23 protein-coding genes and 2 tRNA genes are annotated in these 25,464 nt (G+C 63.0%); 14 read left to right on the forward strand and 11 right to left on the reverse strand.

The genetic code is table 11. The features are described from left to right. Positions 1 to 20 precede the first annotated feature (20 nt). Positions 21 to 96 (forward strand) — tRNA-Phe (locus tag CBW66_RS26015). 50 nt (positions 97 to 146) lie between these two features. Here the strand turns inward: CBW66_RS26015 and CBW66_RS26020 are convergent. The 3 genes from CBW66_RS26020 to CBW66_RS26030 form a co-directional block, all read right to left on the reverse strand. Continuing rightward, a complete protein-coding gene (locus CBW66_RS26020) occupies positions 147 to 971 on the reverse strand; it encodes a hypothetical protein (protein ID WP_086140461.1) in 825 nt (274 codons plus the stop codon). Between the two features lies 1 nt (position 972). Next, complete coding sequence (locus CBW66_RS26025; RefSeq protein WP_086140462.1) at positions 973 to 2,565, reverse strand: DUF6861 domain-containing protein; 1,593 nt, start codon at positions 2,563 to 2,565, stop codon at positions 973 to 975. A 130-nt stretch (positions 2,566 to 2,695) separates the two neighbouring features. Further along, positions 2,696 to 3,235, reverse strand: a complete 540-nt coding sequence (locus CBW66_RS26030; RefSeq protein WP_086140463.1) for a DUF2058 domain-containing protein — start codon at positions 3,233 to 3,235, stop codon at positions 2,696 to 2,698. Positions 3,236 to 3,505: 270 nt separating this feature from the next. Here CBW66_RS26030 and CBW66_RS26035 point away from each other — a divergent pair, with 270 nt between their 5' ends. From CBW66_RS26035 to CBW66_RS26045, 3 genes are all read left to right on the forward strand, one after another. Further along, positions 3,506 to 3,811 carry a PsiF family protein gene (locus CBW66_RS26035; RefSeq protein ID WP_086140464.1) on the forward strand — a complete coding sequence of 102 codons (306 nt, stop codon included), beginning with the start codon at positions 3,506 to 3,508 and terminating at the stop codon, positions 3,809 to 3,811. Positions 3,812 to 4,009: 198 nt separating this feature from the next. Then, positions 4,010 to 6,277 carry a bifunctional diguanylate cyclase/phosphodiesterase gene (locus CBW66_RS26040; protein ID WP_086140465.1) on the forward strand — a complete coding sequence of 756 codons (2,268 nt, stop codon included), beginning with the start codon at positions 4,010 to 4,012 and terminating at the stop codon, positions 6,275 to 6,277. A 93-nt stretch (positions 6,278 to 6,370) separates the two neighbouring features. Beyond that, complete coding sequence (locus tag CBW66_RS26045; protein WP_086140466.1) at positions 6,371 to 8,761, forward strand: S9 family peptidase; 2,391 nt, start codon at positions 6,371 to 6,373, stop codon at positions 8,759 to 8,761. 130 nt (positions 8,762 to 8,891) lie between these two features. On the opposite strand, the gene CBW66_RS26050 is transcribed toward CBW66_RS26045, so the two are convergent. Further along, positions 8,892 to 9,887, reverse strand: coding sequence for a cytochrome-c peroxidase (locus CBW66_RS26050; RefSeq protein WP_086140467.1), 996 nt, complete (start codon positions 9,885 to 9,887; stop codon positions 8,892 to 8,894). A 208-nt stretch (positions 9,888 to 10,095) separates the two neighbouring features. Here CBW66_RS26050 and CBW66_RS26055 point away from each other — a divergent pair, with 208 nt between their 5' ends. Next, on the forward strand, positions 10,096 to 10,521 hold the full coding sequence (locus tag CBW66_RS26055) for a hypothetical protein (RefSeq protein ID WP_086140468.1): 426 nt from the start codon (positions 10,096 to 10,098) through the stop codon (positions 10,519 to 10,521). Positions 10,522 to 10,564: 43 nt separating this feature from the next. Here the strand turns inward: CBW66_RS26055 and CBW66_RS26060 are convergent, their stop codons facing one another. Further along, positions 10,565 to 11,335, reverse strand: a complete 771-nt coding sequence (locus CBW66_RS26060; RefSeq protein ID WP_230492379.1) for a hypothetical protein — start codon at positions 11,333 to 11,335, stop codon at positions 10,565 to 10,567. Between the two features lie 119 nt (positions 11,336 to 11,454). Between CBW66_RS26060 and CBW66_RS26065 the strand changes: the two genes are divergently transcribed. The 3 genes from CBW66_RS26065 to CBW66_RS26075 all read left to right on the forward strand — a co-directional run bounded on the left by CBW66_RS26065 (position 11,455) and on the right by CBW66_RS26075 (position 14,370). After that, a tRNA-Phe gene (locus CBW66_RS26065) sits at positions 11,455 to 11,530 on the forward strand. A gap of 142 nt (positions 11,531 to 11,672) precedes the next feature. Further along, positions 11,673 to 14,045: an acyl-CoA dehydrogenase gene (locus CBW66_RS26070; protein WP_086140470.1), complete on the forward strand. Its 2,373-nt coding sequence runs from the start codon at positions 11,673 to 11,675 to the stop codon at positions 14,043 to 14,045. 79 nt (positions 14,046 to 14,124) lie between these two features. After that, positions 14,125 to 14,370, forward strand: coding sequence for a DUF1059 domain-containing protein (locus tag CBW66_RS26075; protein WP_086140471.1), 246 nt, complete (start codon positions 14,125 to 14,127; stop codon positions 14,368 to 14,370). Between the two features lie 4 nt (positions 14,371 to 14,374). On the opposite strand, the gene CBW66_RS26080 is transcribed toward CBW66_RS26075, so the two are convergent. Beyond that, entirely contained in the window at positions 14,375 to 15,583 is a 1,209-nt protein-coding gene (locus CBW66_RS26080) for a TCR/Tet family MFS transporter (RefSeq protein WP_086140472.1), read from the reverse strand. A 105-nt stretch (positions 15,584 to 15,688) separates the two neighbouring features. On the opposite strand from CBW66_RS26080, the gene CBW66_RS26085 reads away from it, so the two are divergent. The 4 genes from CBW66_RS26085 to gdhA all read left to right on the forward strand — a co-directional run bounded on the left by CBW66_RS26085 (position 15,689) and on the right by gdhA (position 20,762). Next, positions 15,689 to 16,327, forward strand: a complete 639-nt coding sequence (locus CBW66_RS26085) for a TetR/AcrR family transcriptional regulator (RefSeq protein WP_086140473.1) — start codon at positions 15,689 to 15,691, stop codon at positions 16,325 to 16,327. An 89-nt stretch (positions 16,328 to 16,416) separates the two neighbouring features. Further along, positions 16,417 to 17,778 (forward strand): tRNA 5-hydroxyuridine modification protein YegQ, encoded by a 1,362-nt coding sequence (gene yegQ / locus CBW66_RS26090; RefSeq protein ID WP_086140474.1) that lies wholly within the window; start codon positions 16,417 to 16,419, stop codon positions 17,776 to 17,778. A 186-nt stretch (positions 17,779 to 17,964) separates the two neighbouring features. Continuing rightward, positions 17,965 to 19,212, forward strand: a complete 1,248-nt coding sequence (locus CBW66_RS26095) for a DUF819 domain-containing protein (protein WP_086140475.1) — start codon at positions 17,965 to 17,967, stop codon at positions 19,210 to 19,212. A gap of 206 nt (positions 19,213 to 19,418) precedes the next feature. Beyond that, a complete protein-coding gene (gene gdhA, locus CBW66_RS26100) occupies positions 19,419 to 20,762 on the forward strand; it encodes an NADP-specific glutamate dehydrogenase (protein WP_086140476.1) in 1,344 nt (447 codons plus the stop codon). Between the two features lie 156 nt (positions 20,763 to 20,918). Here the strand turns inward: gdhA and CBW66_RS26105 are convergent, their stop codons facing one another. Continuing rightward, complete coding sequence (locus CBW66_RS26105) at positions 20,919 to 21,476, reverse strand: flavin reductase family protein (RefSeq protein ID WP_086140477.1); 558 nt, start codon at positions 21,474 to 21,476, stop codon at positions 20,919 to 20,921. 175 nt (positions 21,477 to 21,651) lie between these two features. Between CBW66_RS26105 and CBW66_RS26110 the strand changes: the two genes are divergently transcribed. Further along, complete coding sequence (locus tag CBW66_RS26110) at positions 21,652 to 22,281, forward strand: head GIN domain-containing protein (RefSeq protein WP_086140478.1); 630 nt, start codon at positions 21,652 to 21,654, stop codon at positions 22,279 to 22,281. A 48-nt stretch (positions 22,282 to 22,329) separates the two neighbouring features. Continuing rightward, the gene (locus tag CBW66_RS26115; RefSeq protein ID WP_086140479.1) at positions 22,330 to 23,136 is read left to right on the forward strand and encodes an enoyl-CoA hydratase; all 807 of its coding nucleotides are present in this window, start codon (positions 22,330 to 22,332) and stop codon (positions 23,134 to 23,136) included. 58 nt (positions 23,137 to 23,194) lie between these two features. Here the strand turns inward: CBW66_RS26115 and CBW66_RS26120 are convergent, their stop codons facing one another. The 4 genes from CBW66_RS26120 to CBW66_RS26135 all read right to left on the reverse strand — a co-directional run. After that, positions 23,195 to 23,932 (reverse strand): AIM24 family protein, encoded by a 738-nt coding sequence (locus CBW66_RS26120; RefSeq protein WP_086140480.1) that lies wholly within the window; start codon positions 23,930 to 23,932, stop codon positions 23,195 to 23,197. 3 nt (positions 23,933 to 23,935) lie between these two features. Then, a complete protein-coding gene (locus tag CBW66_RS26125; RefSeq protein ID WP_230492378.1) occupies positions 23,936 to 24,547 on the reverse strand; it encodes an AIM24 family protein in 612 nt (203 codons plus the stop codon). A gap of 47 nt (positions 24,548 to 24,594) precedes the next feature. Then, positions 24,595 to 25,212 (reverse strand): AIM24 family protein, encoded by a 618-nt coding sequence (locus CBW66_RS26130; RefSeq protein WP_205701204.1) that lies wholly within the window; start codon positions 25,210 to 25,212, stop codon positions 24,595 to 24,597. Between the two features lie 133 nt (positions 25,213 to 25,345). Then, positions 25,346 to 25,464, reverse strand: a 119-nt coding sequence (locus tag CBW66_RS26135; protein ID WP_139841733.1) for an integrase core domain-containing protein, incomplete at its 5' end; no start/stop codon positions are given.

Consider the following 25,464-nt stretch of genomic DNA (forward strand, 5'->3'; position numbering starts at 1 on the left):
CTGCTATAATTCGCCACCTTGGCCTGGTAGCTCAGTCGGTAGAGCAGAGGATTGAAAATCCTTGTGTCGGTGGTTCGATTCCGCCCCGGGCCACCAAGAATTCGTAATACGTTCAAAAACGCCACCTTCGGGTGGCGTTTTTGCGTTTATCGTCCCGCCCCGCTTTCACGCTGAGCATCGCGCTGCCGCGCCAGCGGCAAAGCCTTCTGCGGCTCTTGAATCAATGAATCGAGCAACGCGACCACGGCCCGCTCGATGGCTTGCCATTCATGCAGATGGCTGCGAAAGTAGCTGACTCGGATATGAGAATTTCTCAAGCCATGCAGGAAAATATCGTGCGAGCAGCTAGGGCCTATTACCAATTTCCCGCGCTTCTCCAGCGCGTTCGCCCTTTCCGTACCGGGATCGGGAAAAAAATCCGGGGCGCAGACAATCTGCGTTTCTATCCGTTCGCGCGATGGATAGAGATACAAGTCCTGTTCATAAAACACCGTGATCGCATCTTCCCGCACGCGCTGCGGCAAATCGTTGTGCTCATAGCGCAGCAAGCCATGACGTGACGCCACCTGCTTGCGATTGGGCATCCAGATTGCGCTAAAGTGCTGGGCAAGCTGATACTTTTCGGCCAGCGTATTGGCGTCAAAATGCTGCACCAGAATGGAGACTTCATCCTGATGACTGATCCAGACGGGCGTATTGTCATGCGGAGCGATGAAGGGCTGTAACTTGCCCCCCTTCCACTGCGCCTGCAAGAGCAAACCCTGCCGGTTGCTGGCTTGCTCGTACAAACCCTGCATATAGCTTGGAATATAGTTCGCGGGAATGAGAAGCATGTTGCCATTGACCGTCATGCGCAGTTCGGTCACTGGCTGGTTGCGTGGCAACGCATACCAGGCCAGAGGGACCAGACAGAAAATGGCGAGCAGGCTCTTTGTTGTCCAATGTCGTTTGCGCGGGGACGGTTGCGTCATCTCATAGCCCTGGCATCAGATGAGAGAGGTCGTGCGGATGCTTGTCCATCGGACGCAGACGCTCCAGGCGGAACAGCCTGTCCAGATCCAATTGCTTGCGCAGCCGCTCCGGCGCCATGTCCATGCCGAAGCTGCCATCCATGGCCGCCGGGTAGTCGAAATGCATGCGCGACCAGGCGCCATTCGCATAGCGCCAACTGCCGATCTTGTCCGCATCGGCATAGGCCTGGAATAGATCGAGGGCGTAAGCTGACGTGAGCACGCCAATTTTCCCCAGCCAGGCGGCATGCTCCACGGAATTTACTCCGTTCAATAACGCGCGCCCTTCCGACCGCAGAACACCCGATGCATTGACATAAAAGCGCTCATCGAGCATGGCCTGCCAGACTTTCTCCGCGCCGGCGACATCATGAGAACTCAGATAAGGAGACAGAGGAATATGGGCGGTCCACGCTTCTGAATCCAAAAGAAAATCTTTGAAAATTACAGTGTGATATCTCGCCACGTCTTCCACCGGAAGCGGCGCGATTTTCCCCAGCGCCATCGACTTCGCCAAGTTCAGTTCACGATACTCAAGATCAGCCCGCATCAGCGCGGTGCCAAACTGATGCCAGTCGCGCTCGCTCATCACTCTCCCAAGCTGATCAGCCCGCATCTGTGCATAACCGTTGGCAATGGCGCCGCTGATGGTGTCGTTGCGCACGACACCGAGCGCCAGCCGCGCATAGCGGTCGCCGCCGGCGGCCAGATAGTTCCAATAGGCTTCACGGTTGCCCTGGGCCGCGTAGAAGCGCAGGATGTCCATATCGCGCGCGACCTTGTCTGCGTTTGCCGCCGCACCTTTGACGGCTGCGGCTGGCAAGGTGCGCGCCAGCATGGCAGGCGCCGTCTCGATCGCCGCCGTTCGCGCCTGCAAGGATGGATGCCTGGCCAGCGCCAGTTGATTGCGCGCCAGCCACATGGCGACCGTGGGGCCCAGCCGCGCATTGTGCATGGCGGCGCCAAGTATGGCTTGCCGCCGCATGCTGCCATGACATAAACCGAGGCTCACGCTGCGCAGCATGGCGGTGACGGCGAGCGCATGTCCATGGGCGAAATCGGCGGCAACCATGCTGGCATGGGGCGCTGGGCGATGCAAATCAGACACAACAAAACCAGCGGCCGCAGGATCAGCCCCCCACAGTTTGCCTAAGCCCATGCGGTAAGTGCTGCCGGCGTCGCGCAGGCCGGCCACCATGGACTTGCCCATGGCGCCCGCGTCGAACACCTGCGCCAGCAAGGCTTCCAGCGCCGCCTGCGATGCCAGCGTCGCCATGCCCAGGCACAAGGCGACATCATGGCAAATTTCGCTCAGCTGTGGCCATATGGTGGCAATATCGACCTGCGAAAACTGCAGGCGCAAACGCTTGAGTGCTGGCTCTTTGGCGTAATCGAGCGCCTGCAGCACGCGACGCGAACGGTTCTCAGAACGGATCAGGACAGCGGTATCATGCCTTGCATGCAACAGATGGCGCCGCAGGTCACGCTCGGCTTGCTGATCGAGCGCCACCAGCATGGCATGCAGGCGCGGGCGGTGGTAGGGAAGTATCGTCATGGCATGCCCGATGGGAAGATTCCCACAGCATGCCGCGCTGGGCTGCACCGACGTTGAGCAGCCTCAGCGATTGCTCTTATTTTCTTGCTTGCAGCATCTGCATTCGCGTCTCAACGCTGCAAGCGCGGCCTTACCACATCAAATCATCGGGAATCTGGAACGCCGCATACGGATCGTCCTCGTCCACTTCCGTGCTGGCCTGTTTCACGCGCACGACGATGGCCGGGTCGCGTTCGGCGATCTTGTCGGCAATGATGCGCGGCACCAGTTCCACGGCGCCGCCCAGGCAGACGATCACCAAACGGCCCGCCACCAGGTGGGCTTGCACGGCGCTGGTGACGTAGATGCGCTCGATCTTGTTATTAAATGTAAAGTTGTACGGCACGTCGCCATTGTTGCCCTTGCTCTGGCGGTTCTTTTGCACCATTTGCGCGATCTGCGCCACGATGGCTTTCTGGTTGGCGGCCGCGTCGCGCTGGGCGTTCAGTTCGCGCGCGCGTTCCGCGTTCTTGCGCTGGGTCTCGAGCGCGGCCAGGCGCACCTCGTCGACGCTTTGCGTGCCGCTCTTGCGCTCGTCCTTTTTTTGCTTGCTCTTGTCCTGGTTGGCCAATTTGACCTTCTTCTTGTCGACCAGGCCGGCCTTTAAAAACTGCTCTTGCAACGAGACCATAACTACTCCGTATTGAGGGTGCGCCGGCCAAGACTGCGGCATCGGCCGGTGGAAAGACGCTAGCATAGCAAAAAACGGGGCCGCTGCCGCCGCAACATGGCTGCCCGGGCCGGCTGGCGATGGCGTGGCGGCAAGCAGCGTCAGTAACAAAAAGACACACTCGATTGGAAATTTTGTTGATAAATGTCATATAGTTAGTTACGTTCTGCATATCGGCATTGATAGCCGATTGCATGTCCCTTCCATCGCCTGCGTCTACAAGGATTTGCCATGAAACAATTAATCGCCCTCTGCATCGCCGCCGCGTTTGCCAGCACCGCCTTTGCCGCCGCACCGGAAGCGGCGCCCGCCGCCAAGACGGCGCAACAATCGAAAATGACCACCTGTAATGCGGATGCCGCCGGCAAGAAAGGCGATGAGCGCAAGGCCTTCATGAAGGAATGCCTGAGCGCCAAGCCGGCGCCGGCCATGACGCAGCAAAACAAGATGAAGGCGTGCAATGCCGACGCCAAGGACATGAAGGGCGACGCGCGCAAGGCGTTCATGAAAGAATGCCTGAGCGCGCCAAAGAAATAAGCGCCGCTTCGAAGCCCAGTACGCGCTTCACTGCACAGCGCCAGCCGAAAGGCTGGCTTTTTTTTTGCGCCAGCAACACGCCGCCAGACATGCAACCATGCTTAATGATCAAGATGACATGGAGAAAGATAACGCGTAGTATTTAATCAACCTACTGCTCAGTACGGTTACACGGCATTCTGGAGAAAGGACGGCAGCGTGGCGGCGTCGAACGATCTCGCGCACTGGCGCGGCCAGGTCTTTGACCGCCTGCTGCAGGTGGTGCTGCTGCTTGGCATCGTCACAGCCATTCCCAGCGCGCTGCTGGCCGCGAGCGAAGCAATCTGGTCCATCGTCGTCCTCGACTTGCTGGCCATCGGCTGGATCGGGGTCATCTGGCACCTGCGCGCCATGCCCTACCGCTGGCGCGTGTGGCAATTCCTCATCGTCGCCTATCTGGTGGGCGTGGGCCTGCTGCTGAAAATCGGTCCCGTCAGCCAGATCTACATGATGCTCATGCCCGTGCTGGCGGCACTGCTGCTGGGCATGCGGCCAGCCTTGTCCACCCTGGTCCTGACCACGCTGACCATCTTTTTCCTCGGCCTGCATCCCGACGTCGCCCTGCGCCTGCCGGGCACGCCCGACTCTCCCGTGCTGCGCGCGCTGATCGTGGCCCTGAACTTCCTGTTTATCGCCGCCGTGCTGACCCTGTCCTGCGCCTTCCTGCTGCGCCACCTCGAGCGCAGCAGCCAGGCCCTGTCGCAGCTGAACGCCGAGCTGCGCCTGACCGCCACGGCGCTGGCCCGTCTGAACGACATGGTGATGATCGCCGAAGTGCAGGACGGCCCGCCCGGCCCCGGCGCGGGGACGGTATCGGCCACGCGTATCATCTTCGTCAACGACGCCTTCGAGCGCAGCAGCGGCTATGCGCGCGCCGAGGTGCTGGGACGCAGCCTGCTGTTCCAGCAAGGCCCGGCCACCGATGCCGACGAACTGGCGCGCATCGCCGCCGCCATGGCCCGCGCCCAGCCGGCCAGGGCGGAATTGCTGAACTACAACAAGGCGGGCAAGGCGTACTGGGTCGAGGCGGAACTGGTGCCCTTCACGGATGCGGACGGCAAGCAGACGCACTGGGTGGCCGTCGAGCGCGAAATCGACGAGCGCAAGCAATCGGAAGCGGACATCCACCGCCTGGCCTTCTACGACGTGCTGACGGGCTTGCCCAACCGTCGCCTGCTGATGGACCGCATCGGCCACCTGCTGGCCGCCGCGCCGCGCGAGCAGACCATCAGCGCGCTGATGTTCATCGACCTCGACCACTTCAAGCACATCAACGATGCACGCGGCCACGCCACGGGCGACGCGCTGCTGCGCCTGGCGGGCGAACGGCTGGCGCAGCTGATGCGCAAGGCCGACACGGTGGCGCGCATCGGCGGCGACGAATTCGTCGTGCTGCTGGCGCACCTGGCCGATGACCTGGACAGCGCCGCCCGCGCGGCGGCCCAGGTGGCCGAGAAAATCCGCGCCGCCATCGCGCGCGACTTCGAGATCGGCGCACAGTCCTATCATTGCAGCGCCAGCATCGGCGTGACCCTGCTGCCGAAAGCAGGCCAGCAGGCGCACGACCTGCTGCGCGAAGCGGACATCGCCATGTACCGCGCCAAGGCGGAAGGACGCAACGGCATCGCCTTCTTTGAAGCGGCCATGCAGGCGGGCGTGGAGCGCCGCCTGACCCTGGAACGGGCGCTGGCGCGCGCCCTCGACCTGGGGCAATTGCGCATGCACGTACAGCCGCAGGTCGAGCGCCACGGCCGGGTGACGGGCGCCGAATTGCTGATGCGCTGGCCGCAGGCGGACGGCAGCCATATCGCGCCCGGCATCTTCATCCCGATCGCCGAGGAATCTGGGCTGATCGTCAAGCTCGGGCACTGGGCCCTGCGCGAAGCGTGCCGCGCCGCCAGGGTGCTGGCGCAAGCTGGCCGGCCCGTCCCCCTGTCCGTCAACGTCAGTCCGGCCCAGTTCCGCCAGCCCGATTTTGCTTCCCGCGTGCAGGCGGCGCTGGCCGAACACGGCACGCCGGCCGGCGCCCTGATCCTGGAATTGACGGAAGGCTTGCTGATCGACCAGCGCGAGGCCTCGCTGGCGCGCATGCGAGAACTGGCGGACCTGGGCATCCGCTTTTCCATCGACGATTTCGGCACCGGTTACTCCAGCCTCGCCTACCTGACCTCGATGCCGCTGTACGAACTGAAAATCGACAAGCGCTTCATCGACGACACGCCGCGCGATGCGCGCGACACGGCCATCGTGCAAGCGATCCTGGCCATGGCGCGCCACCTGGGCTTGCGCGTCGTGGCCGAGGGCGTCGAAACGCAGGAGCAGGCCGACTTCCTGATCGCCCACGATTGCGACGGCTTGCAGGGCTACCTGTATGCACAAGCGATGCCGCTCGATGACTTTCTCGTCTGGCTGGCCGAACGGCGTTAGCTTTACGGCATTTCCTGCACGAAACTCCTCCGCTAGAATACCGGCCTCATAGCCTGTACCTTCACTATCCCCCTTTTATTAAAGCGATCCCCGATGCGTCTGGTTCTTCCCCTGCTGCCGCTCCTGCTGCTATCTCTGCTGCCCGCCGCACATGCGGCTCCTTCCACCACCACCGCGCCCACGCCGATCACGCTGGACCAGGCCATGGCCGATCCCGACTGGATCGGCACGCCCGTCGAAGCGGCATGGTGGGGCTGGAACGGCCAGCTCTACTACAAGCAAAAACGCCTCGGCTCGCCCCTGCGCGACACGTATCAATTGCCAGGCGCGAACGCCAAACTCAATAGCGGCAAGAAGGTCGACGATGCGCAGTTGGCGAATCTCGATGGCCAGCAGATGATCGTCAACCGGGCCGGCACGCGCGCCATCCTGCTGCGCAACGGCGACTTGTTCGAGCGCGACCTGAAAAGCGGCGCCCTGGTCCAGATCACGCGCGGCGTCTCTGCCATCAGCGACCCGCAATACTCCGCCGACGGCGGCGCCGTGCAATACCGCAGCGGCACGGACTGGTTCAGCTGGAGCCGCGCAGAGCGCCTGAGCGCCCCCGTCGCCCTGTTGCGCGCGGCCAAGGACCCGGACGCCAAGCCGGAAGCGGACGCCCTGCGCGAACTGCAGCTACGCCTGATCGTCAACCTGGCGCGCCAGAAGGAAGACCGCGACGCGAGCCGCGAACGCCGCCACGAAGAGCGCCGCCTGGACGCCACGCGCGCGCCGGAACCGATCTACCTGGGCGACAAAGTGACGATTTCCGGCAGCGCCCTGTCGCCGGACGGCCGCTGGCTGCTGTTCGTCACGCAGGACAAGGCCGCCGAAAAAGGCAAGCTGGGCAAACTGGCCCGCTACGTGACGGAAACGGGCTACCCGGAAGCGGATGACGAGCGCACGCGCGTGGGCCGCAACATGCCGATCGCGCAAAGCCTGAAACTGGCCGATCTGCGCACGGGGTCGGTGCGCGAGATCGGTTTCGACAGCCTGCCCGGCATCGCCACCGATCCGCTGGCAGCCTTGCGCGCCGAGCAGAAGCTGCCGCCGCTGAAAGGCAACCGCCCCGTGCGCATCGACGCCCAGCGCGACGGCATCGCCTGGACCGATGACGGTTCCAAAGCGGCCGTGCGCGTGCGCGCCATCGACAACAAGGACGGCTGGCTCGCCACCGTCGACCTGGCCAATGGCACGCTGGTGCCCGCGCATCGCATCAGCGACACGGCCTGGGTCAACCGCCGCGCCGAGGAATTCGGCTGGCTGCCCGACAACGCCACCCTGTGGTATCTGTCCGAGGAAAGCGGCTACGCCCACCTGTACACGAAAGCGGGCGCCGCGCCCGCGCGCGCATTGACCAGCGGCCAGTGGGAAGTGAGCGCCGTCGAATGGAGCCGCGACGGAAGGAATGCCTATTTTATGTGCAACCGTCAGGCGCCAGGCACGTACGAGGTGTGCGCCACGACGGCGAAAGATGGCGGCGCGCGCGAAGTCACCAGTTTGAAAGGCGTGGAAAACTTCGGCCTGTCGCCCGACGGCGGCAAGCTGCTGCTGCGCTATTCGACCAGCTATATGCCGGCCCAGCTGGCGACCGTTTCTGTCTCTGGCGGGAAGGCGACCATCCTCACCGATACGCGCAGCGAGGCCTTCAAGGCGCGCAGCTGGGTCATGCCGGAACTGGTGCAAGTGCCGTCCACGCATGGCGCGGCGCCCATCTGGGCCAAGCTGTACCGCCCGGCCCAGCTGGAAGCGGGCAAGCGCTACCCGATCGTCATGTTTGCGCACGGCGCCGGCTACCTGCAAAACGTCACCGAACGCTATCCCGTCTACTTCCGCGAGCAGATGTTCCACAACCTGCTGGTGGAGCAAGGCTATATCGTGCTCGACGTCGACTACCGCGCCTCGCTCGGCTACGGCAGCGCGTGGCGCACGGCCATCTACCGCCAGATGGGCCACCCGGAACTGGAAGATTTCATCGATGGCGCCAAGTGGCTGGCAGCCCAGCACCAGGGCGACATCCAGAATGTGGGCATCTATGGCGGCAGTTATGGCGGCTTCATGAGCCTGATGGCCCTGATGCGCGCGCCGGACGTCTTCAAGTCGGGCGCCGCGCTGCGTCCCGTGACGGACTGGACGACTTATAACCACGAGTACACGGCCAATATCCTGAACACGCCGGACGTCGATCCGCAGGCGTATAAAATCTCGTCGCCCATCGAATACGCGGACAAGCTGACAGGCAACCTCCTGATCGCCCACGGCATGATCGACGACAACGTGTTTTACCAGGATTCCGTGCGCCTGTCGCAGCGCTTGATCGAGCTCAAAAAGGATAACTGGGAAATGGCCAGCTACCCGATGGAGCGCCACGGCTTCGTGCAGCCGGAAGCGTGGTATGACGAGTACCGCCGCATTTTCCAACTATTCCAGCGCACGCTGAAGTAAGGCCAATTCCCGTCGCATTTGGCGAAACCTGTCGGACGGCGCGGCGCTGCCGCTAATCCGACCTGTCCGCTCCGGCGTAGGTCGGATTAGCCCGCAATGGCGTAATCCGACACCTCCACACTCCCATCGCTCAGTCAAACGGCACCGGCCGCGGCGTCGTGTCGCTCGATGGCGGCAGGATCGGCAGCACGAGCTGCGGCTGCTTGCCCGTGAGGGTCTTCAGGAAGGCCACCAGTTTCGCGTTTTCATCGGGCGTGAAGGTGCGGCCCAGCTGCAGACGGCCCATCACGTCGACGGCCTGCGTCAGGGTGGCCGCCTCGCCATCGTGGAAGTACGGGTACGTCAATTCCACGTTGCGCAGGGTCGGCACCTTGAAGTTGAAGCGGTCGGCATCCTTGCCCGTCACGGCCGAGCGCCCTTGTGCCGTCATCGCCGTCTTGTACGGTTCCACCACACCCATCTTCTGGAAAGTATTGCCGCCCACGGCGGGGCCGTTATGGCAGGCGATGCAGCCGCTGGATTTGAACAGCTGATAGCCGGCCAGCTCGTCTTTCGTCAGGGCGCTTTTCTTGCCCATCAGCCATTGATCGAAGCGCGAACCGGGCGTCACCAGCACTTCCTCGAAAGCGGCGATGGCGCGCGTGACTTGCTCGATGCTCAATTTATCCTGGCCAAACACTTGCCTGAATTCCGCGCGGTAGGCGGGAATCGAGGCCAGCACATCGACGGCCAGTTCGTGCGTAAAAGCCATCTCGCCCGGATTGGCGATGGGGCCGCCCGCCTGCTCCTGCAAATCCTTGGCGCGGCCATCCCAGAATTGCGCCACGTTCATGCTGGAATTGAGCACCGTTGGTGAGTTGATGGGTCCGCGCTGCCAGTTATGGCCGATCGACGTCTTGATGTTATCCGTGCCGCCCATGCTCAGGTTATGGCAGCTATTGCAGGAAATAAATCCGGAACGCGACAGCCGCGGATCGAAAAACAGCTTCTTGCCCAGTTCGACCATGGCCGGGTTGGCGACTTTCGCAGCGACAATAGGCTGGATCGGCTCCTTGCTGGCGGCGTGCAGCGTGCAGCTGAAAGCGAGGCTGGCGATGAAGACAAAGGGGGAGAGGGTACGGTGCATAGTCTAACTCCTGGAAGCATTCCCGAATCGGCGGTGCACGCCGGCGCGGGAATGCAGCGCGGCGGCCCGGTCGCCACCCGACCATCGCTGATTGGATGTTGATTTATATTAACTTTGACGGCTTGATAATGAAAATGACCGGCATCAAGGATCGTCCAGCGCGCGAATCGCGCTTGCCATTTGGGCAAGCGTGGCACATGATGAAGGCATGCACACATTGACCTACTCCGCCCTGCGCGCCGCGTGCGCCGCCATCCTGCTGCTGGCCACCAGTGCCTGCGGCAGCGCCCCCGCACAAGATGCGCCGCCCGCACCCGGCAATGCCGGCTTGCTGGCGCAAATCCAGGCGGAAGTGGGCGCCGCCGCCTGCGATTCCACCCAGCAATGCCAAACCATCGCCATCGGCGCCAAAGCCTGCGGCGGCCCCGAGCGCTATCTGGCCTGGTCCAGCAAGGACAATGACGGCAAGAAACTCAAGGCCTTGGCCCAGGCGCAAGCCGAAGCCAGCCGCAAGCAGCAGCAGGCGGACGGCATGATGTCGACCTGTTCCATCGTCACGGATCCGGGCGCCACCTGCGAGGCGGGACGCTGCGTGCTGCAAAAGAGCGCCATGGGCGGCAGCTCGGCGCTGTAAAAAAAAGCCGCTGGATCAGCGGCTTGCGTGATGCGGCACCAAGTCAGGACTGCAGCTGCAAGGTCTTGACGATCTTGCTTTCCACCTTCTCGCCAGCACCCGAGGTGGCATTCCTGCTTTCCTTGCGCAGCAACAATAAATGGTCGCCGCTGACGCCATACTGGCGCGTCTCGTCCGTTTTTTGCGTAAAGCTGACGACGACAAAGGCGCGCCCGCTCACATCGAAGTGGAAATGGCTGGCCAGCGGCGTACCGTCGGCGGCGATCCACACCTCGATCCCGCCGTCGAACTTCTTCACATACTTGCGGTCTTTCTCAGGCACCTTGTCGAGCGACAAGGTAAAGCTGAGCAGGCGCGCCGGCTTGCCCTTGTAGCTATCGATCTTCTCGCCGCTGAACACGGCTTCCTCGATCTCGCGCGACAGGGCATCGGCGGCCGACACCATGGAACGCAATTCCGCCGCCTTCATTTCCCCCAGCGCAAAACCGGTCGGCGTCTTCGTCTTCGGATCCTTCACCTTGGCGCGCTGTTCGGCCTCCACTTTCCCCAGCAAATCCTTGCCGTAAAGCACCTGCAAGCCCGCCGGCCCGCCCTCGACGGCCACCGTGGCCTGGCCGCTATCTTCTTCCGCCTCCTTGCCCTCGCCCTCGCGACGCCAGGTCTTCGATTCGACCAGCGCCTTCACGGGCGTGTGCCCCTGCAGCCGCGCCAGCGCAGCATTCAGGTCGGCCAGGCCATCGGCCCGCGCCGCACCGCAAAACAAACTGAACAAGCCCGCAGCCGCCAGGCCCTGCACTCGTATACCTCGCTGCATCGCCACATCCCTTCACATCATACAAGGATGCCAAAACACCATGTTTTGACCATCTGTTGCATTTGAACACAGCTAGCTCTGGTCAGGTGGAAAGTCTTTCTGCTATAATTCGCCGCCTTGGCCTGGTAGCTCAGTCGGTAGAGCAGAGGATTGAAAATCCTTGTGTCGGTGGTTCGATTCCGCCCCGGGCCACCAAGAATTCAGCAGTACATATCAAAAAGCCAACCTTCGGGTTGGCTTTTTTGCTTTCCCCACTCCCCCCGCACTACGTGCTGTAGCGTACAGATACATCGGCTCCACAGGCCTACCCTGCCCTCATACAACGGGGAGATATCGCATGCTCAAGATTGCTCTGCTGGCGGCCGTACTCGGCCTGGTTCTATTGTTCGCACTTGGTCCCGTGCGCCGCGCGCTCATCACGCCGCGGCTGCTGGCCTTGTTCAAGCGCATCCTGCCGACCATGTCCGACACAGAACGCGACGCGCTCGAGGCGGGCACCACGTGGTGGGATGCGGACCTGTTTTCCGGCCGGCCCGACTGGTCCAAACTGCTGGGTTATGGACGTGCCGCGCTCACTGCCGAAGAGCGCCACTTTCTTGATCACGACGTCGAACGCCTGTGCGAGCTGGTCAACGACTGGGAAACGCAGCAGGCGCAAGACTTGCCGGCACCGGCCTGGGCATTCATGAAGGAACGCGGCTTTCTCGGTATGATCATCCCGAAACAATATGGCGGCAAGCAATTCTCCGCGTATATGCATTCGCAAGTGGTCATGAAGCTGTCGAGCCGCTGCTCGGCGCTGGCCGTGACCGTGATGGTGCCCAATTCGCTGGGACCGGCCGAGCTGCTGCTGCATTACGGCACCGAGGAACAGAAAGATTACTACCTGCCACGCCTGGCCGCCGGCACCGAGATCCCCTGCTTCGCGCTGACCAGCCCGTATGCGGGTTCCGATGCGGCCGCCATTCCCGACCTGGGCGTGGTCTGCATGGGCATGCATGAAGGGCGCTCCACCTTGGGTTTCCGCCTGACGTGGAACAAGCGCTACATCACCCTGGCGCCCGTGGCGACCCTGCTGGGGCTGGCATTCCAGACCAGCGATCCCGACCACTTGCTCTCCGACAATGATGCGCCCGGCATCACCTGCGCCCTGATCCCCGCCAGCCACGACGGCGTGGTGATCGGCCGCCGCCACCATCCCTTGAACGCCGCCTTCCAGAACGGCCCCACCTCCGGTCAAGACGTGTTCATTCCCATCGACTGGGTCATCGGCGGCCAGGCGCAGGTGGGTCAAGGCTGGCGCATGCTGATGGAATGCCTGGCGGCCGGGCGCGCCATCTCGCTGCCCTCGTCCAGCGTGGGCATGGGCAAGATGGCCGTGCGCGGCACCGGCGCGTATGCGGCCGTGCGGCGCCAGTTCAACATGCCGATCGGCAAGTTCGAGGGGGTGCAGGAAGCGCTGGCCCGCATGGGCGCCAATCTGTACCTGATGGACGCGGCCCGCACCCTGGCCGCGCATGCCGTCGACTTGGGCGAGAAGCCGGCCGTCATTTCCGCCATCGTCAAATACCACGTCACGGAGCGGGGACGCGCGCTCGTCAACGACGGCATGGACATTCTTGGCGGCAAGGGCATCTGCATCGGCCCCAACAATTTCCTCGCCAGCGCCTACCAGCAAATCCCCATCGCCATCACCGTCGAAGGGGCCAACATCCTCACGCGCAGCCTGATCATCTTCGGCCAGGGCGCCATCCGCGCCCATCCATATGTACTCAGGGAAATGGCCGCCGTCAGCGAAAGCGACGGCCGCAAAGCCCTGCGCGATTTCGATGCGGCCTTCTTCGGCCATGTGGGCTTTGTGCTGGGCAACCTGGCGCGGGGGCTGTGGTACGGCCTCGGCGGCGCCCGCCTGGCGGCCGTACCCGATGCCGGCGCGCCCGCACTGGCGCCCTACTACCGCGCCCTGACGCGGCTGTCGACGGCGTTTGCCGTCATGACGGATATGTCGATGTTCGTGCTCGGTGGCGAGCTCAAACGCCGCGAGCGGCTGTCCGCCCGCCTAGGCGACGTGCTGGCGCAGCTGTATTTGTGCTCCGCGGTGCTGAAGCGCTACGAGGACGATGGCCGGCCCGAGGCCGACCTGCCGTACGTGCACTGGTCGCTGCAGGATGCACTGGTCAAGGCGCAGCAGGGCTTGACGGGCGTGCTCGACAATTTCCCAGCGCGCGTGCTGGCAGTACTGCTGCGCACCGTGCTGTTCCCGTTCGGCCTGCCCCACCGTCCGCCATCCGACGAACTGGGCAGCGAGGTGGCGCTGGCCCTGCAAACGCCGGGCGCCGACCGCGAACGCCTGCTGGCCGACGGCTTCGTGGCGCAAGATGCGGCCGATCCCGTGGCCTGCGCCGAGCGGGCGCTGGCCCTGCTGCCCGACGTCCTGCACATCGAAAAACGCCTGAAAGACACGCCCGAAGGCGCGGCCCTCAAGCACCTGCCACAAAGCCTGTCCGCCATGCAGCCGTGGCTGGCCACGGCCAAGGCGGCGGGCACCATCAGCTGCCAGGAGCACAACACCTTGCTGGAATATGCGCGCCTGGTTGACGGTTTGATCCAGGTCGATGATTTTGCGGCGGCTAAGGCGCAGCAAACCCAGGGCGACGGCGCCGTGCACCGCCTTGACGATGCAGCCGGCGGCGCAAGCCGCGCAGCCTAGCGCGATTGCGGCCTGCGCTGCGCGGCCTATACTGAAACGAGCGGGTGCCATACCCGCTCTTTCCAGAAAGGAGTCCATCATGACGCGCAAATTCATCGATTGCCGGGAATTCCCCAGCGACACGCATTGCTCGGTGGCCATCTCGGCCGATAGCGAGGAAGAACTGTTGGGCGTGGCGGTGGAGCACGCGGTCTCGGTACACCATCACCACGATACGCCGGAGCTGCGCCAGCAACTGCGTCAATTGTTCAAGGACGGCATGCCGTCCGAACACCTGCCCATCAGCGGCCAGGCCGCCGGCAGCGGCGCCGCGCACGCGCACTAAGCAGTTATCCCGCCAGCGCCACTGGCGGCTTTTTCAGACGCAAGCCCAGCACCAGCGGCACCAGCGCCGCATACACGACGATCACCGATAGCCAGACGGCGCCGGGCCAGTACGCTCTGACGCCAAAATAGATGCTGGAAAACAGCAGCGGACACAGCACGGACGCCAGGCTCACGGACGAGGCCAGCACGCCCTGAAACTGGCCTTGCCGGTCCTCGTCCACCTGGCGCGTGGCCAGCGACTGCAGGGCCGGCGCGCCGATGCCTGCCAGGGCAAACACGGGCATGATGGCAAAGATCATCCAGCCGTGGGTGGCAAAGGCCATGACGACCAGCGCGATGCAGGCGCAGGCCACGCCCGTCAATATGGTGGCGCGCTCGCCCAGCAGTTTCACGGCCGGGCCAGGCAGAAAAGCCTGAGCCAGCGCCTGGCACACGCCAAAGGCGCCCAGCGACAGGCCGATCCACAGTCCATTCCACTCGAACGCATCGTGGCCCCACAAGGCCCAGCAGACGCCATACACTTCGCCGGCTGCGCTGAAGGTAAAGAAAATCACGGTGATCGGCAACAGGCGCTTTTCCGACAGGACCCAGCGCAGCGGGCGCAAAGGATTGAGGGCCGCCAAGTCGAGTCGTGCAGGGCTTGGCGGACGGGATTCGGGCAAGCTGAAAAACGCCAGCAGCAGGTTGCTGGCAGTTAATACGGCCGCCGCCATGAACGGCAGGCGCAGCCCGGAGTCGCCCAGCGCGCCACCGAGCACGGGGCCGATGATGAAACCGGCGCCGAACATAGCATTGAGCAAGCCGAAACGGCGCGCCCGCGTTTGCTCGGGAGAAATGTCGGTGATGTAGGCGGTGGCCACGGACACGTTGGCGCTCGTCAAGCCCGCGATGGCGCGTCCCAGCAGCAGCATCCACAGGCTCGGGGCAAACGCGAGGAACAGGTAATTGACGGCCGCGCCCGCCAAGGACAGCAACAGCACGGGGCGTCGGCCAATCCGGTCGCTCAGCGCTCCCAGCACGGGCGCAAAGATGAACTGCATCAACGCATACAGGGCCGTCATGATGCCGATATACGGCGCCACGTTGACGGCATGGGTGACGTCGCGCAGCAGCGCGGGCAGGATGGGAAAGATCAGGCCGATGCCGACGGCGTCCAGCATGACGGTGGCAAAAATGACAGGCAGCGCTGGCACGGGAACGGCTTGTTTCATATACTCAATCCAAATATATACTCAGTACATAAATAGTACGTCCACCCTTACCCTGCCATCAAGCATTATCTGTACTCAGTACACTTCGTGTATGATCGCAGCAACATGACGATTCCTTCCGACCTCCGTTCCCGCAAACGCCTGGCCACCCGGCAAGCCATCTCGAATGCCGCCACGCGCCTGTTCTTCGTGCGCGGTTTCGAGCAGGTGACGGTGGACGAGATCGCGGCAGCCGCCAATGTCGGGCGCATGACCGTCTTCAACCACTTCCCGCGCAAGGAAGACATGTTCTTCGACCGCGAGGAAGAGGGCCGCGCACTGCTGCGCGACGCCTTGCGCCGGCGCGATCCCGCGATTCCCCCCATCGAAACCTTGCGCCTGCTGGCGCACCGGCTGGTGGCCGAGGACAGCCCCTACATCACCTTTTCCGCCGCCGGCCAGGGTTTCATTGCCACCATTGAGGCCAGCGACACCTTGAAAGCACGGGCGCGGGCGATCCGCGACGAGCTGGCGCAAGTCGTCGCGCAAGCGCTGGCCGAGAGCACGGGCAGCGCGATAGCCGATCCCCTGGCCCGGCTGGCGGCCAGCCTGCTGCTGGCGACATGGAGCACGGCCCTCATCGAAGCGCACCGTGGTTTCGCACAACATGGCGACGCGCAGCGGGCCAAGGCCGGCTTCCTGTCGCTGCTGGACCAGGGACACGCGGGCGTGAACGCCGCCATGGCAGGCACGCCTTACGCCTGAGCAGCGTGGCAGCGGATGCGAATCCCTTGACCCAAGGCAAGGCAATCTGTCGCCAGCCCGCCTACAATCGCCGGCTTTGCCCCTCGCCCATGCGCCACGCTCCCGAACTTCTTCTGCCTGCCGGCTCCCTGGCCAAGATGCACGCCGCCTTCGACTATGGCGCCGACGCCGTCTACGCGGGCCAGCCGCGCTACAGCCTGCGCGTGCGCAATAACGATTTTTCGACCTTGCAAGCCTTGCAGGAAGGCATCGATGGCGCCCATGCGCGCGGCAAGCAATTCTTTGTCGCCAGCAATATCTTCGCCCACAACGCCAAGCTGAAAACGTATTTGCGCGACATGGAACCGGTGATCGCCATGCGCCCGGACGCCCTGATCATGGCCGATCCGGGCCTGATCATGATGGTGCGCGACAAATGGCCGGACGTCCCTATCCACCTGTCCGTGCAGGCGAATGCCGTCAACTGGGCCGACGTGAAATTCTGGCACCGCATGGGCTTGACGCGCGTGATCCTGTCGCGCGAACTGTCGCTCGACGAGATCGAGGAAATCCGCCAGCGCTGCCCGGAAATGGAACTCGAGGTGTTCGTCCATGGCGCCCTGTGCATCGCCTATTCGGGCCGCTGTCTGCTGTCCGGCTATTTCAACCACCGCGATCCGAACCAGGGCACGTGCACGAATTCCTGCCGCTGGGATTACAAGGTGAAAAATGCCGAAGAGGATGCCAGCGGCGACCTGGGCGGCATGCAGGTGGTGCCGCTGGAATTCCACCAGGCGCTGGCCGAGGCCGACAACAATGCGTTTTCCGCCCTGCACCAGCAGCCGCGCCACCCGCTGGCCGATCAGCCATACTTTATTGAAGAAGCGCAGCGCCCGGGCCAGCTGATGCCGATACTCGAAGACGAGCACGGCACCTACATCATGAACTCGAAGGACTTGCGCGCCGTCGAGCATATCGAGCGCCTGGTCAAGATCGGCGTCGATTCGCTGAAGGTCGAGGGCCGCACCAAGTCGCTGTACTACGCGGCGCGTACGGCGCAAGTCTACCGCCAGGCCATCGACGATGCCGTGGCGGGCCGGCCTTTCGACATCAGCCTGCTGGGCCAGCTGCAAGGCCTGGCCAACCGCGGCTACACGGACGGTTTTTATCAACGCCACCACACGCAGGCGCACCAGAACTACATGCGCGGCGCGTCCGAGGCGGACCGCAGCCAGTACGTGGGCGACGTGCTGAGCGTGGCCGACGGCTGGGCCAGGGTGGAAGTCAAAAACCGCTTCGCCGTGGGCGACCGCATCGAAGCCCTGCACCCGGGCGGCAACCGCGACTTCACCATCGCCCGCCTGCTGGCCGACGACGGCAGCGAGATCCAGGTGGCGCCCGGCAGCGGCCATTTCGTGCGCATCGAACTCGACGCAGCGCTCGACAAAGCCTTGCTGGCCCGCTATTTGTAACCGCCAGTTTGCCGCAACAAGTGGCGAGACAGTTTCCAAGTGTTTGATTTGACAAGAAAAATTCCAGCTGGTACTGCCTAAATAATTTGTTTAGGCTTCAACATTGCTATACGATACGGCCACCCTGCACCCGGGGGGGCCTGATCGGCATCCCGGGTGTCCCTGACACGTTCACCGGAATCCCCGATGCCACCTGCCACCTCTGCCCTGATCACCAATGACGCCGTCGTTCTCGGCTTGCTCGCCATCACCCTGGGGGGCGTCTTCTGGAGCGCTTCCCGCACGGACGGCTTCTGGAAAAAGTTCTATACGTATATTCCATCCTTGCTGATGTGCTATTTGATCCCGGCGCTGCTCAACACGTTTGGCATCATCGACGGCAATGCCTCGGGCCTGTACGCCGTGGCGCGCGACTATCTGCTGCCCAGCGCACTGGTCCTGCTGTGCGTGGCCATCGACTTCGGCGGCATCATCCGGCTGGGCCCAAAAGCCATCATCATGTTTCTGACAGGAACACTCGGTGTCATGCTGGGCGCCCTGGTCTCGTTCGAAGCCTTGCGGTTGATCCACCCGGAAACGGTGGCCGGCGACACCTGGCGCGGCATGACGACCGTCGCCGGCTCGTGGATAGGCGGCGGCGCCAACCAGGCGGCCATGAAGGAAGTGTTTGAAGTCGATGCGACGCTGTTCGGCCAGTTCGTCGCCGTCGACGTGCTGGTGGCCAACGTCTGGACGGCCGTGCTGCTGTTCCTGGCGGGCCGCGCGGGCGCCTTCGACCGCTGGACCGGCGCGGATTTATCCGCCATCAACGCCCTCAAGGACAGCATCGAAAGCTACCGCGCCCAGCATGCGCGCGTGGCCAGCCTGACCGACATCATGATCATCCTCGGCGTGGGCCTGGGCGTGACGGGCCTGTCGCACTTCCTGGCCGGCCCCATCATCAGCTGGATCACCACCCTGCCGGCAGAATGGCGCTTGCAGGACTACAGCCTGACGTCGACCTTCTTCTGGATCGTCGTGCTGGCCACCACCTTCGGCCTGCTGCTGAGCTTTACCCGGGCGCGCAGCCTGGAAGGCGCGGGCGCCTCGACCATCGGCTCGGCCATGCTGTACGTGCTGGTGGCCACCATCGGCATGCACATGGACTTGAAAGCCCTGTTCGACAAGCCCTTCCTGTTCCTGCTGGGCATGATCTGGATCGCCGTGCACGGCGGCCTGATGCTGCTCGTCGCCAAGTTGATCCGCGCTCCGCTGTTCTTCATGGCCGTCGGCTCGCAAGCGAACATCGGCGGCGCCGCCTCGGCCCCCGTCATCGCCAGCGCCTTCCACCCGGCCCTGGCCCCCGTCGGCGTCCTGCTGGCCGTGCTCGGCTATGCGCTGGGCACCTATGGCGCCTACATCACGGGATTGATTCTGCGAGGCATGGCGGGGTGATGCCCATCCTGGCCTGACCAGCCAAGCTTGCCACGACAACGCCAGCCTTCGGGCTGGCGTTGTCGTTTACTCACGCAGCTTTCGCAGAGTCCTGAAAACTCCCCACAATGTAGCAGAAACCCCTCAAAACCAAATTTTTGCACCATTTTTGTGCGAAATCTGCGATGATAGTTGCCCAAATAACCGATTACCTCCATGGAATTCTGATGAAATACGCATCTGCTCACGAGTATGTCCAGCATGTCGCCGCACGCAATCCAGGTCAGCCCGAGTTTCTGCAAGCCGTCACCGAAGTCATGGAGAGCTTGTGGCCATTCCTGGAGCAGCACCCGAAGTACGCGGAACAGGGCTTGCTGGAACGCTTGATCGAGCCGGAACGCGTGGTGATGTTCCGCGTGTCGTGGGTCGATGACCATGGGCAAGTGCAAGTGAACCGCGGCTACCGCATCCAGCACAGCATGGCCATCGGGCCGTACAAGGGCGGCATCCGCTTCCACCCTTCCGTCACCTTGTCGGTGCTGAAATTTCTCGCCTTCGAACAGACATTCAAGAATGCGCTGACCACGTTACCGATGGGCGGCGGCAAGGGCGGCGCCGATTTCGATCCGAAGGGCAAGAGCCAGGGCGAAGTGATGCGCTTCTGCCAGGCCTTCGTGAGCGAACTGTTCCGCCACGTGGGGGCGGACACGGACGTGCCGGCCGGCGACATCGGCGTGGGCGGACGCGAAGTGGGCTATATGGCCGGCATGATGAAAAAACTCAGCAACCGCGCCGACTGCGTGTTTACGGGCAAGGGCGCCAGCTTCGGCGGCTCGCTGATGCGTCCGGAAGCGACGGGCTACGGCACCGTGTATTTTGCGCAGGAAATGCTGAAGACGCGGGGCCGCTCGTTCGAAGGCATGCGCGTGTCCGTTTCCGGCTCGGGCAACGTGGCGCAGTATGCGGTGGAAAAGGCCATGGCCATGGGCGCGAAAGTCATCACCGTCTCCGATTCGAGCGGCACCGTCATCGACGAAAACGGCTTTACGCCGGAAAAGCTGGCCATCCTGATGGAGGTCAAAAACCATTTGTATGGCAGGGTCAGCGACTACGCCGCGCGCACGGGCGTGCGCTTCGAGGCGGGCGTGTCGCCATGGCATGTGCCGGTCGACATCGCCCTGCCCTGCGCCACGCAAAATGAGCTCGATATCGCCGACGCGCGCCTGCTCATCGCCAATGGCGTGCAGTGCGTGGCAGAAGGCGCCAACATGCCCACCACCATCGAGGCCGCCAAGGCCTTCGAGGCGGCTGGCGTGCTGTACGCGCCGGGCAAGGCCAGCAATGCGGGCGGCGTGGCCACGTCCGGCCTGGAAATGAGCCAAAACGCGGCCCGCATTTCCTGGCCGCGCGAGGAAGTCGACGCGCGTTTGCTGCAGATCATGCAGGGCATTCACGCCGCGTGCAAGCAGTACGGCACACGCGCCGATGGTTCCGTCAGCTATGTCGATGGCGCCAATATCGCCGGCTTCGTCAAAGTGGCCGATGCCATGCTGGCGCAGGGGGTCATCTAACCCCAGGACATATACGGGGCTTATCTTGAGAATTAACGACACCTGACAAAACCGTAGCGAGCGGAAGAGAGAGGTGGTCGAGAAGCGCAACCGTACTAAAGCACGGTGAGCATCGCAGACCGCCTATATCGACGCGCAGTAGGTTTGGTCGGGTGTCTACGACATCTCCGGCTTCATCAGGCTCTTGCGGCTGATGGTCCTGCCCGACACCATGAACTCGCCGTTGCCGCGGTAGTGCAGGGTTTCGGGCAGCTTGGGCGAGGTGGCCACGTGGGCCTTGACGCATTCGAAAATAAAAAAGCCGCCTTTCGGATTTCCCGGCACCTGCGCCAGCTTGCATTCGAAGTTGGCGTAGCACTCGGCGATCAGCGGTGCGCCCACCAGCTCGGCCGGCTGCGGCGTCAGGCCGAAGGCGGCGAACTTGTCCGTGTCTTCGCCGCTGCAATTGCCGATGGCCACCACCTGGTCGACCATGTCGGCCGTGGGCAGGTTGATCACGCACTCCATGCTGCGCTTGATCATTTCATGGCTGTGATTCGCGTCGGAAATGAAGCAGCCCAGCAACGATGGCGACAACTCCATCAGCATGTGCCAGGCCATGGTCATGACGTCGCTTTCGCCCTTCCACGTTGAACTGACGAGCACCACCGGCCCCGGTTCGAGGAAGCGGCGGATATCGGCGACGGGATAATCTTCTTTGTGGTAATTTTTCATGCAGTCTCCAGGACGCGGTACGCCATAGCATAGCCCAACGGCGCCTTGCCGGGCGCGCGGCTGGGCGATGGCGGCGTGTCATCGGCGCCGCGAATTGGGCCGTTCATCGCAAATTTCTCCCCCTTGGAGATATTGCAACATAGAATACCCTGATCAACTACTCAAGGAAACCGCCATGCGTCCTCTGTTCCTGTTGCCAGTCCTGTCCCTTGCCTGCCTCGCCACCCTCGCGCATGCCGACGAGCAAACCCGCACGGTAGCCGCCTTCAACGCCATCGACATCCGCGGCCCCATCAGCATGGAAGTGGAATCGGGCAAGGAGCAAAGCCTGCTGCTGCGCGGCGACCAGAAATTTCTCAGCGGCGTGATCACGGAAGTCGTCGATGGCGAGCTGAAAATCTCGATGAAGGACAAGGACATCAAGAAGACCGAGGGCGACCCGCGCATCATCATCACCATGCCCACCTTGCGCAAGTTGATCGCGGAAGGCGCGGGCGAAAAGATCTTGACCAAGCTCAATGGCCCCCGGGTCGACATCAGCTACAAGGGCGCGGGCCGCCTGGCCGCCGACGGCCAGGTCGACTGGCTGCGTCTGAAGGCGCAGGGCGTGGGCGAAGTCGACACGAAAGCCTTGCTGGCGAAAAACGTCGACGTCAATTTCGAGGGCATCGGTTCCGTCAAAGTGTATTCCTCGGGCGAGCTGAACGCCGTGGTGCGCGGCATGGGCGAACTGACGTATTACGGCAAGCCGAAGATCGTGCACAAGTCGATCGCCGGCATCGGCAGCGTCAACGCCGCCAAGTAAGCTTTTCCATAAAAACAGGCCATCAGCCATCAGGCCACTGGAGACCGCATGACCGCAACACCCGATACCCAAAATACCGCAGCGCCGCTGGTCCTGCGCGAAGAGCACGATGGCCTCGTCACCCTGCGCCTGAACCGCCCGCTGCAATTCAATGCCCTGTCGGAAGCCATGCTGGCCGCGCTGCAGGAAGCGTTCGACCTCATCGCGCAGCAGCCGCATGTGCGCTGCGTGGTGCTGGCCGCCGAAGGCAAGGCCTTTTGCGCGGGCCACGATTTGCGCCAGATGCAGGCCACGCGCCAGCTTGATTACTATCAAACCCTGTTCGCGCAATGCTCGCGCGTGATGCAGGCCATTCAAACCTTGCCCGTGCCCGTGATTGCCAGGGTGCACGGCATCGCCACGGCGGCCGGCTGCCAGCTGGTCGCCAGCTGCGACCTGGCCGTGGCGGGCGCCTCCGCCCGCTTTGCCGTCTCCGGCATCAACGTGGGCCTGTTCTGCGCCACGCCATCGGTGGCCCTGTCGCGCAATGTGTCGACCAAGCGGGCCTTCGACATGCTGTTGACGGGCCGCTTCATCGACGCCGACACGGCCGCCGACTGGGGCCTGATCAATGAAACGGTGGCCGACGCGGCGCTCGACGACGCCGTGGCGCGCCTGGCGCAGCAGATCATGGCGAAAAGCCCGGCGGCCATCCGCTACGGCAAGGCCATGTTCTACCGGCAGCGCCAGTTGCCGCTGGACGACGCGTATGCGTATGCGGGTGACGTGATGGCGCGCAACATGATGGAAGAGGATGCGGACGAAGGCGTCACCGCCTTCCTGGAGAAACGGCAGCCCGGCTGGGCGCGGCCTTGAGTACCTGAGCGAACCTACTGCGCGTCGGTTCTGTCAGGTACTCTTGGACTTCCTGGTCTTAACGACTGTCCTTCATCTGCTGCTGCACGGAAAGACTCAAGGTCCCCAGGTCTTCCTTGCCCAGCAGCGGCAATTGCGCCAGCAGTTGCATCAGCGTCGAGCTGCCCGTCACGTCCAGCTCGGACGACTGCACCAGCACCGTGCCGGCGCCCGTGAAGTCGATCTGCTTTTCCTCGCCAGACAGGGTAAAGCCCGTGAGCGCGCCGGCGGCCGAGGCCCAGCCTTGCACGTGGGCATAATCGTAGTGATACGAGGGGCTGGGGCAATCGGCCCAGCCCAGCACGGCCTGCTCGTCGACGCGGCACGGCAGTTCCAGGAAATGCACGGGGCCGTTCGACGAGGCGATGACCTTGCCGGTGCCGATCATCGTCAGGTAGCCGGGCAAGGTCGATTCCTGGCAGATCACATCCTTGGTAAAACCCAGCAGGTTTTTCGCGCGGATGGTCATGTTGGCGTTATCCAGGTCGTAGCACGCCAGGTCGTTGCCGTTGTCGCCCAAAATCAGCTGGCCCTGCCCTTGCGCCACGACAAAGTGGTGCACATATTTTGGCGCGTTGAAGGCGTTGCGCACGATCAAATCGAGCACGCTGCTGCCCATGGCTTCGAAGCGCAGTTCACCATAGAAGGCGATCATCTTGCCCTTGCGAACGAAGATCTGTTCCTTGACGTCGATGACATATGAAAAACGGTTCAGGTTATCGTTCTTCGGCAAGGTATCGGGGGTGTAAATCGTCATGGCTTACCTTTCGCTCGCTTGGATATAGACCGTGCCCTGGCCCGTAAACTTCACCTGGTACGATTCGCCGGACGCCTGGCCGACGAAGGTTTTCCAGTTCAGGTCCGTGACGATGGTCGAGCTCAGCTGGCCCGTGTGGCCGATATACGCTTGCGGGTCGACAAACACGGGCACGTCCGGCGTGACGGGCAAGCCGATGGCATTGCCGTCCGATAAAATCGCCACTTCGCCCGTGCCTTGCAAGGTGGTGGTAAACAAGCCCTGGCCCGAGGCCATGCCGCGCACCACGCCTTGCACCCCGCCCTGGTTGCCCAGGAACATGGTGCCGGCCGTCAGGCGCGCATCGAAGGCCAGCAGGGAGTCGCTTTCCACATAGAACGTTTCGCCGCGCACGGGCACGATGGTGACGAACAGGCCGCCCTGGGCGTAAAACACGCTGCCCGTGCCACGCGCCGACATCAGGGCATAGCCCTCGTTCGTGACGGCGCGCATGGCCAGGCTTTGCACGCCCTGGCCGGCCAGGAAAGAGCGGCTGAAGGCCACGTCGCCCTGGTACGACACCATGGCGCCCTTGCGGGCTAACACTTCTTCATTGCCGAGTTTAACCTCAAGCATCTTTTCATTGATTTGCTGATAGACAGGCATCGCGGGTCCTCGCTGACTTAACGTTCGGCGGGCTGGATGAACACCACGCCCTGGCCTGTGAATTTGTGCTGGTACGATTCGCCCGAGCTCTGGCCGATCATGGTGCGCCAGTTGACGTCGAAGACGAATTCCTGGCGGATATCGCCCTTGAAGCCGACGAAGGCGTCCGGGTCCACGCGCAGCGGGTGCGCCGGCGTCACTTCCAGCATGATCAGGTTGCCGCGCGAAATGACGGCCAGGTTGCCATGGCCTTCGACGGTGGTGGAAAACAGGCCCTGGCCCGAGCTGGCGCCGCGCAAGCCCGCGAAACTGGTGCCCGTCTTCAGGCTCGTGTCGTAGGCCAGCAGGCTGCTGCTTTCGATGGTCAGCTTTTCACCGGTCAATGGAATGACGGTGATCTCGGCCGCATTCTGCGCGAAAAACACGGTGCCGCTGCCTGAAGCCTGCATCACCTGCATGCCCTCGTTCGTCACCTTGCGCTTGAGCCCGCCGAAGAGGCCCTCGCCGCCCAGCAGGGATTTTTCAAATTTGATGCTGCCCGTATAGGCGACCATCGCGCCGGCGATCGCCAGCACTTTTTCATCCTGCAGGCGCACTTCCAGCAGGCGGTCGGTATTGGTGCGAAAACTGGTCACGCGCGACTCCCCAAGAATGCCAGGGCACAAAGCCATGGCTATCCGACAAGATACCGGGGGCGTTACTGCCATGCAAGTGCTATTCCTCCCGAACGGGGGTGAGCTGTCCAGTCCTAAAATAGGTTGACAGTATTTATTGCTGTAAAAACGCCCGATGCACCGCATCGGGCGTTTTGTATTTCAGCGCCGTATGCGGCCGTTCCTGGTTGTAGATCCGCACCGATTGCGCCACCATTTTGCTCGCCTGTTTCA

The sequence above is a fragment of the Janthinobacterium sp. GW456P genome (genome assembly GCF_002127655.1).
GTDB lineage: Bacteria > Pseudomonadota > Gammaproteobacteria > Burkholderiales > Burkholderiaceae_D > Janthinobacterium.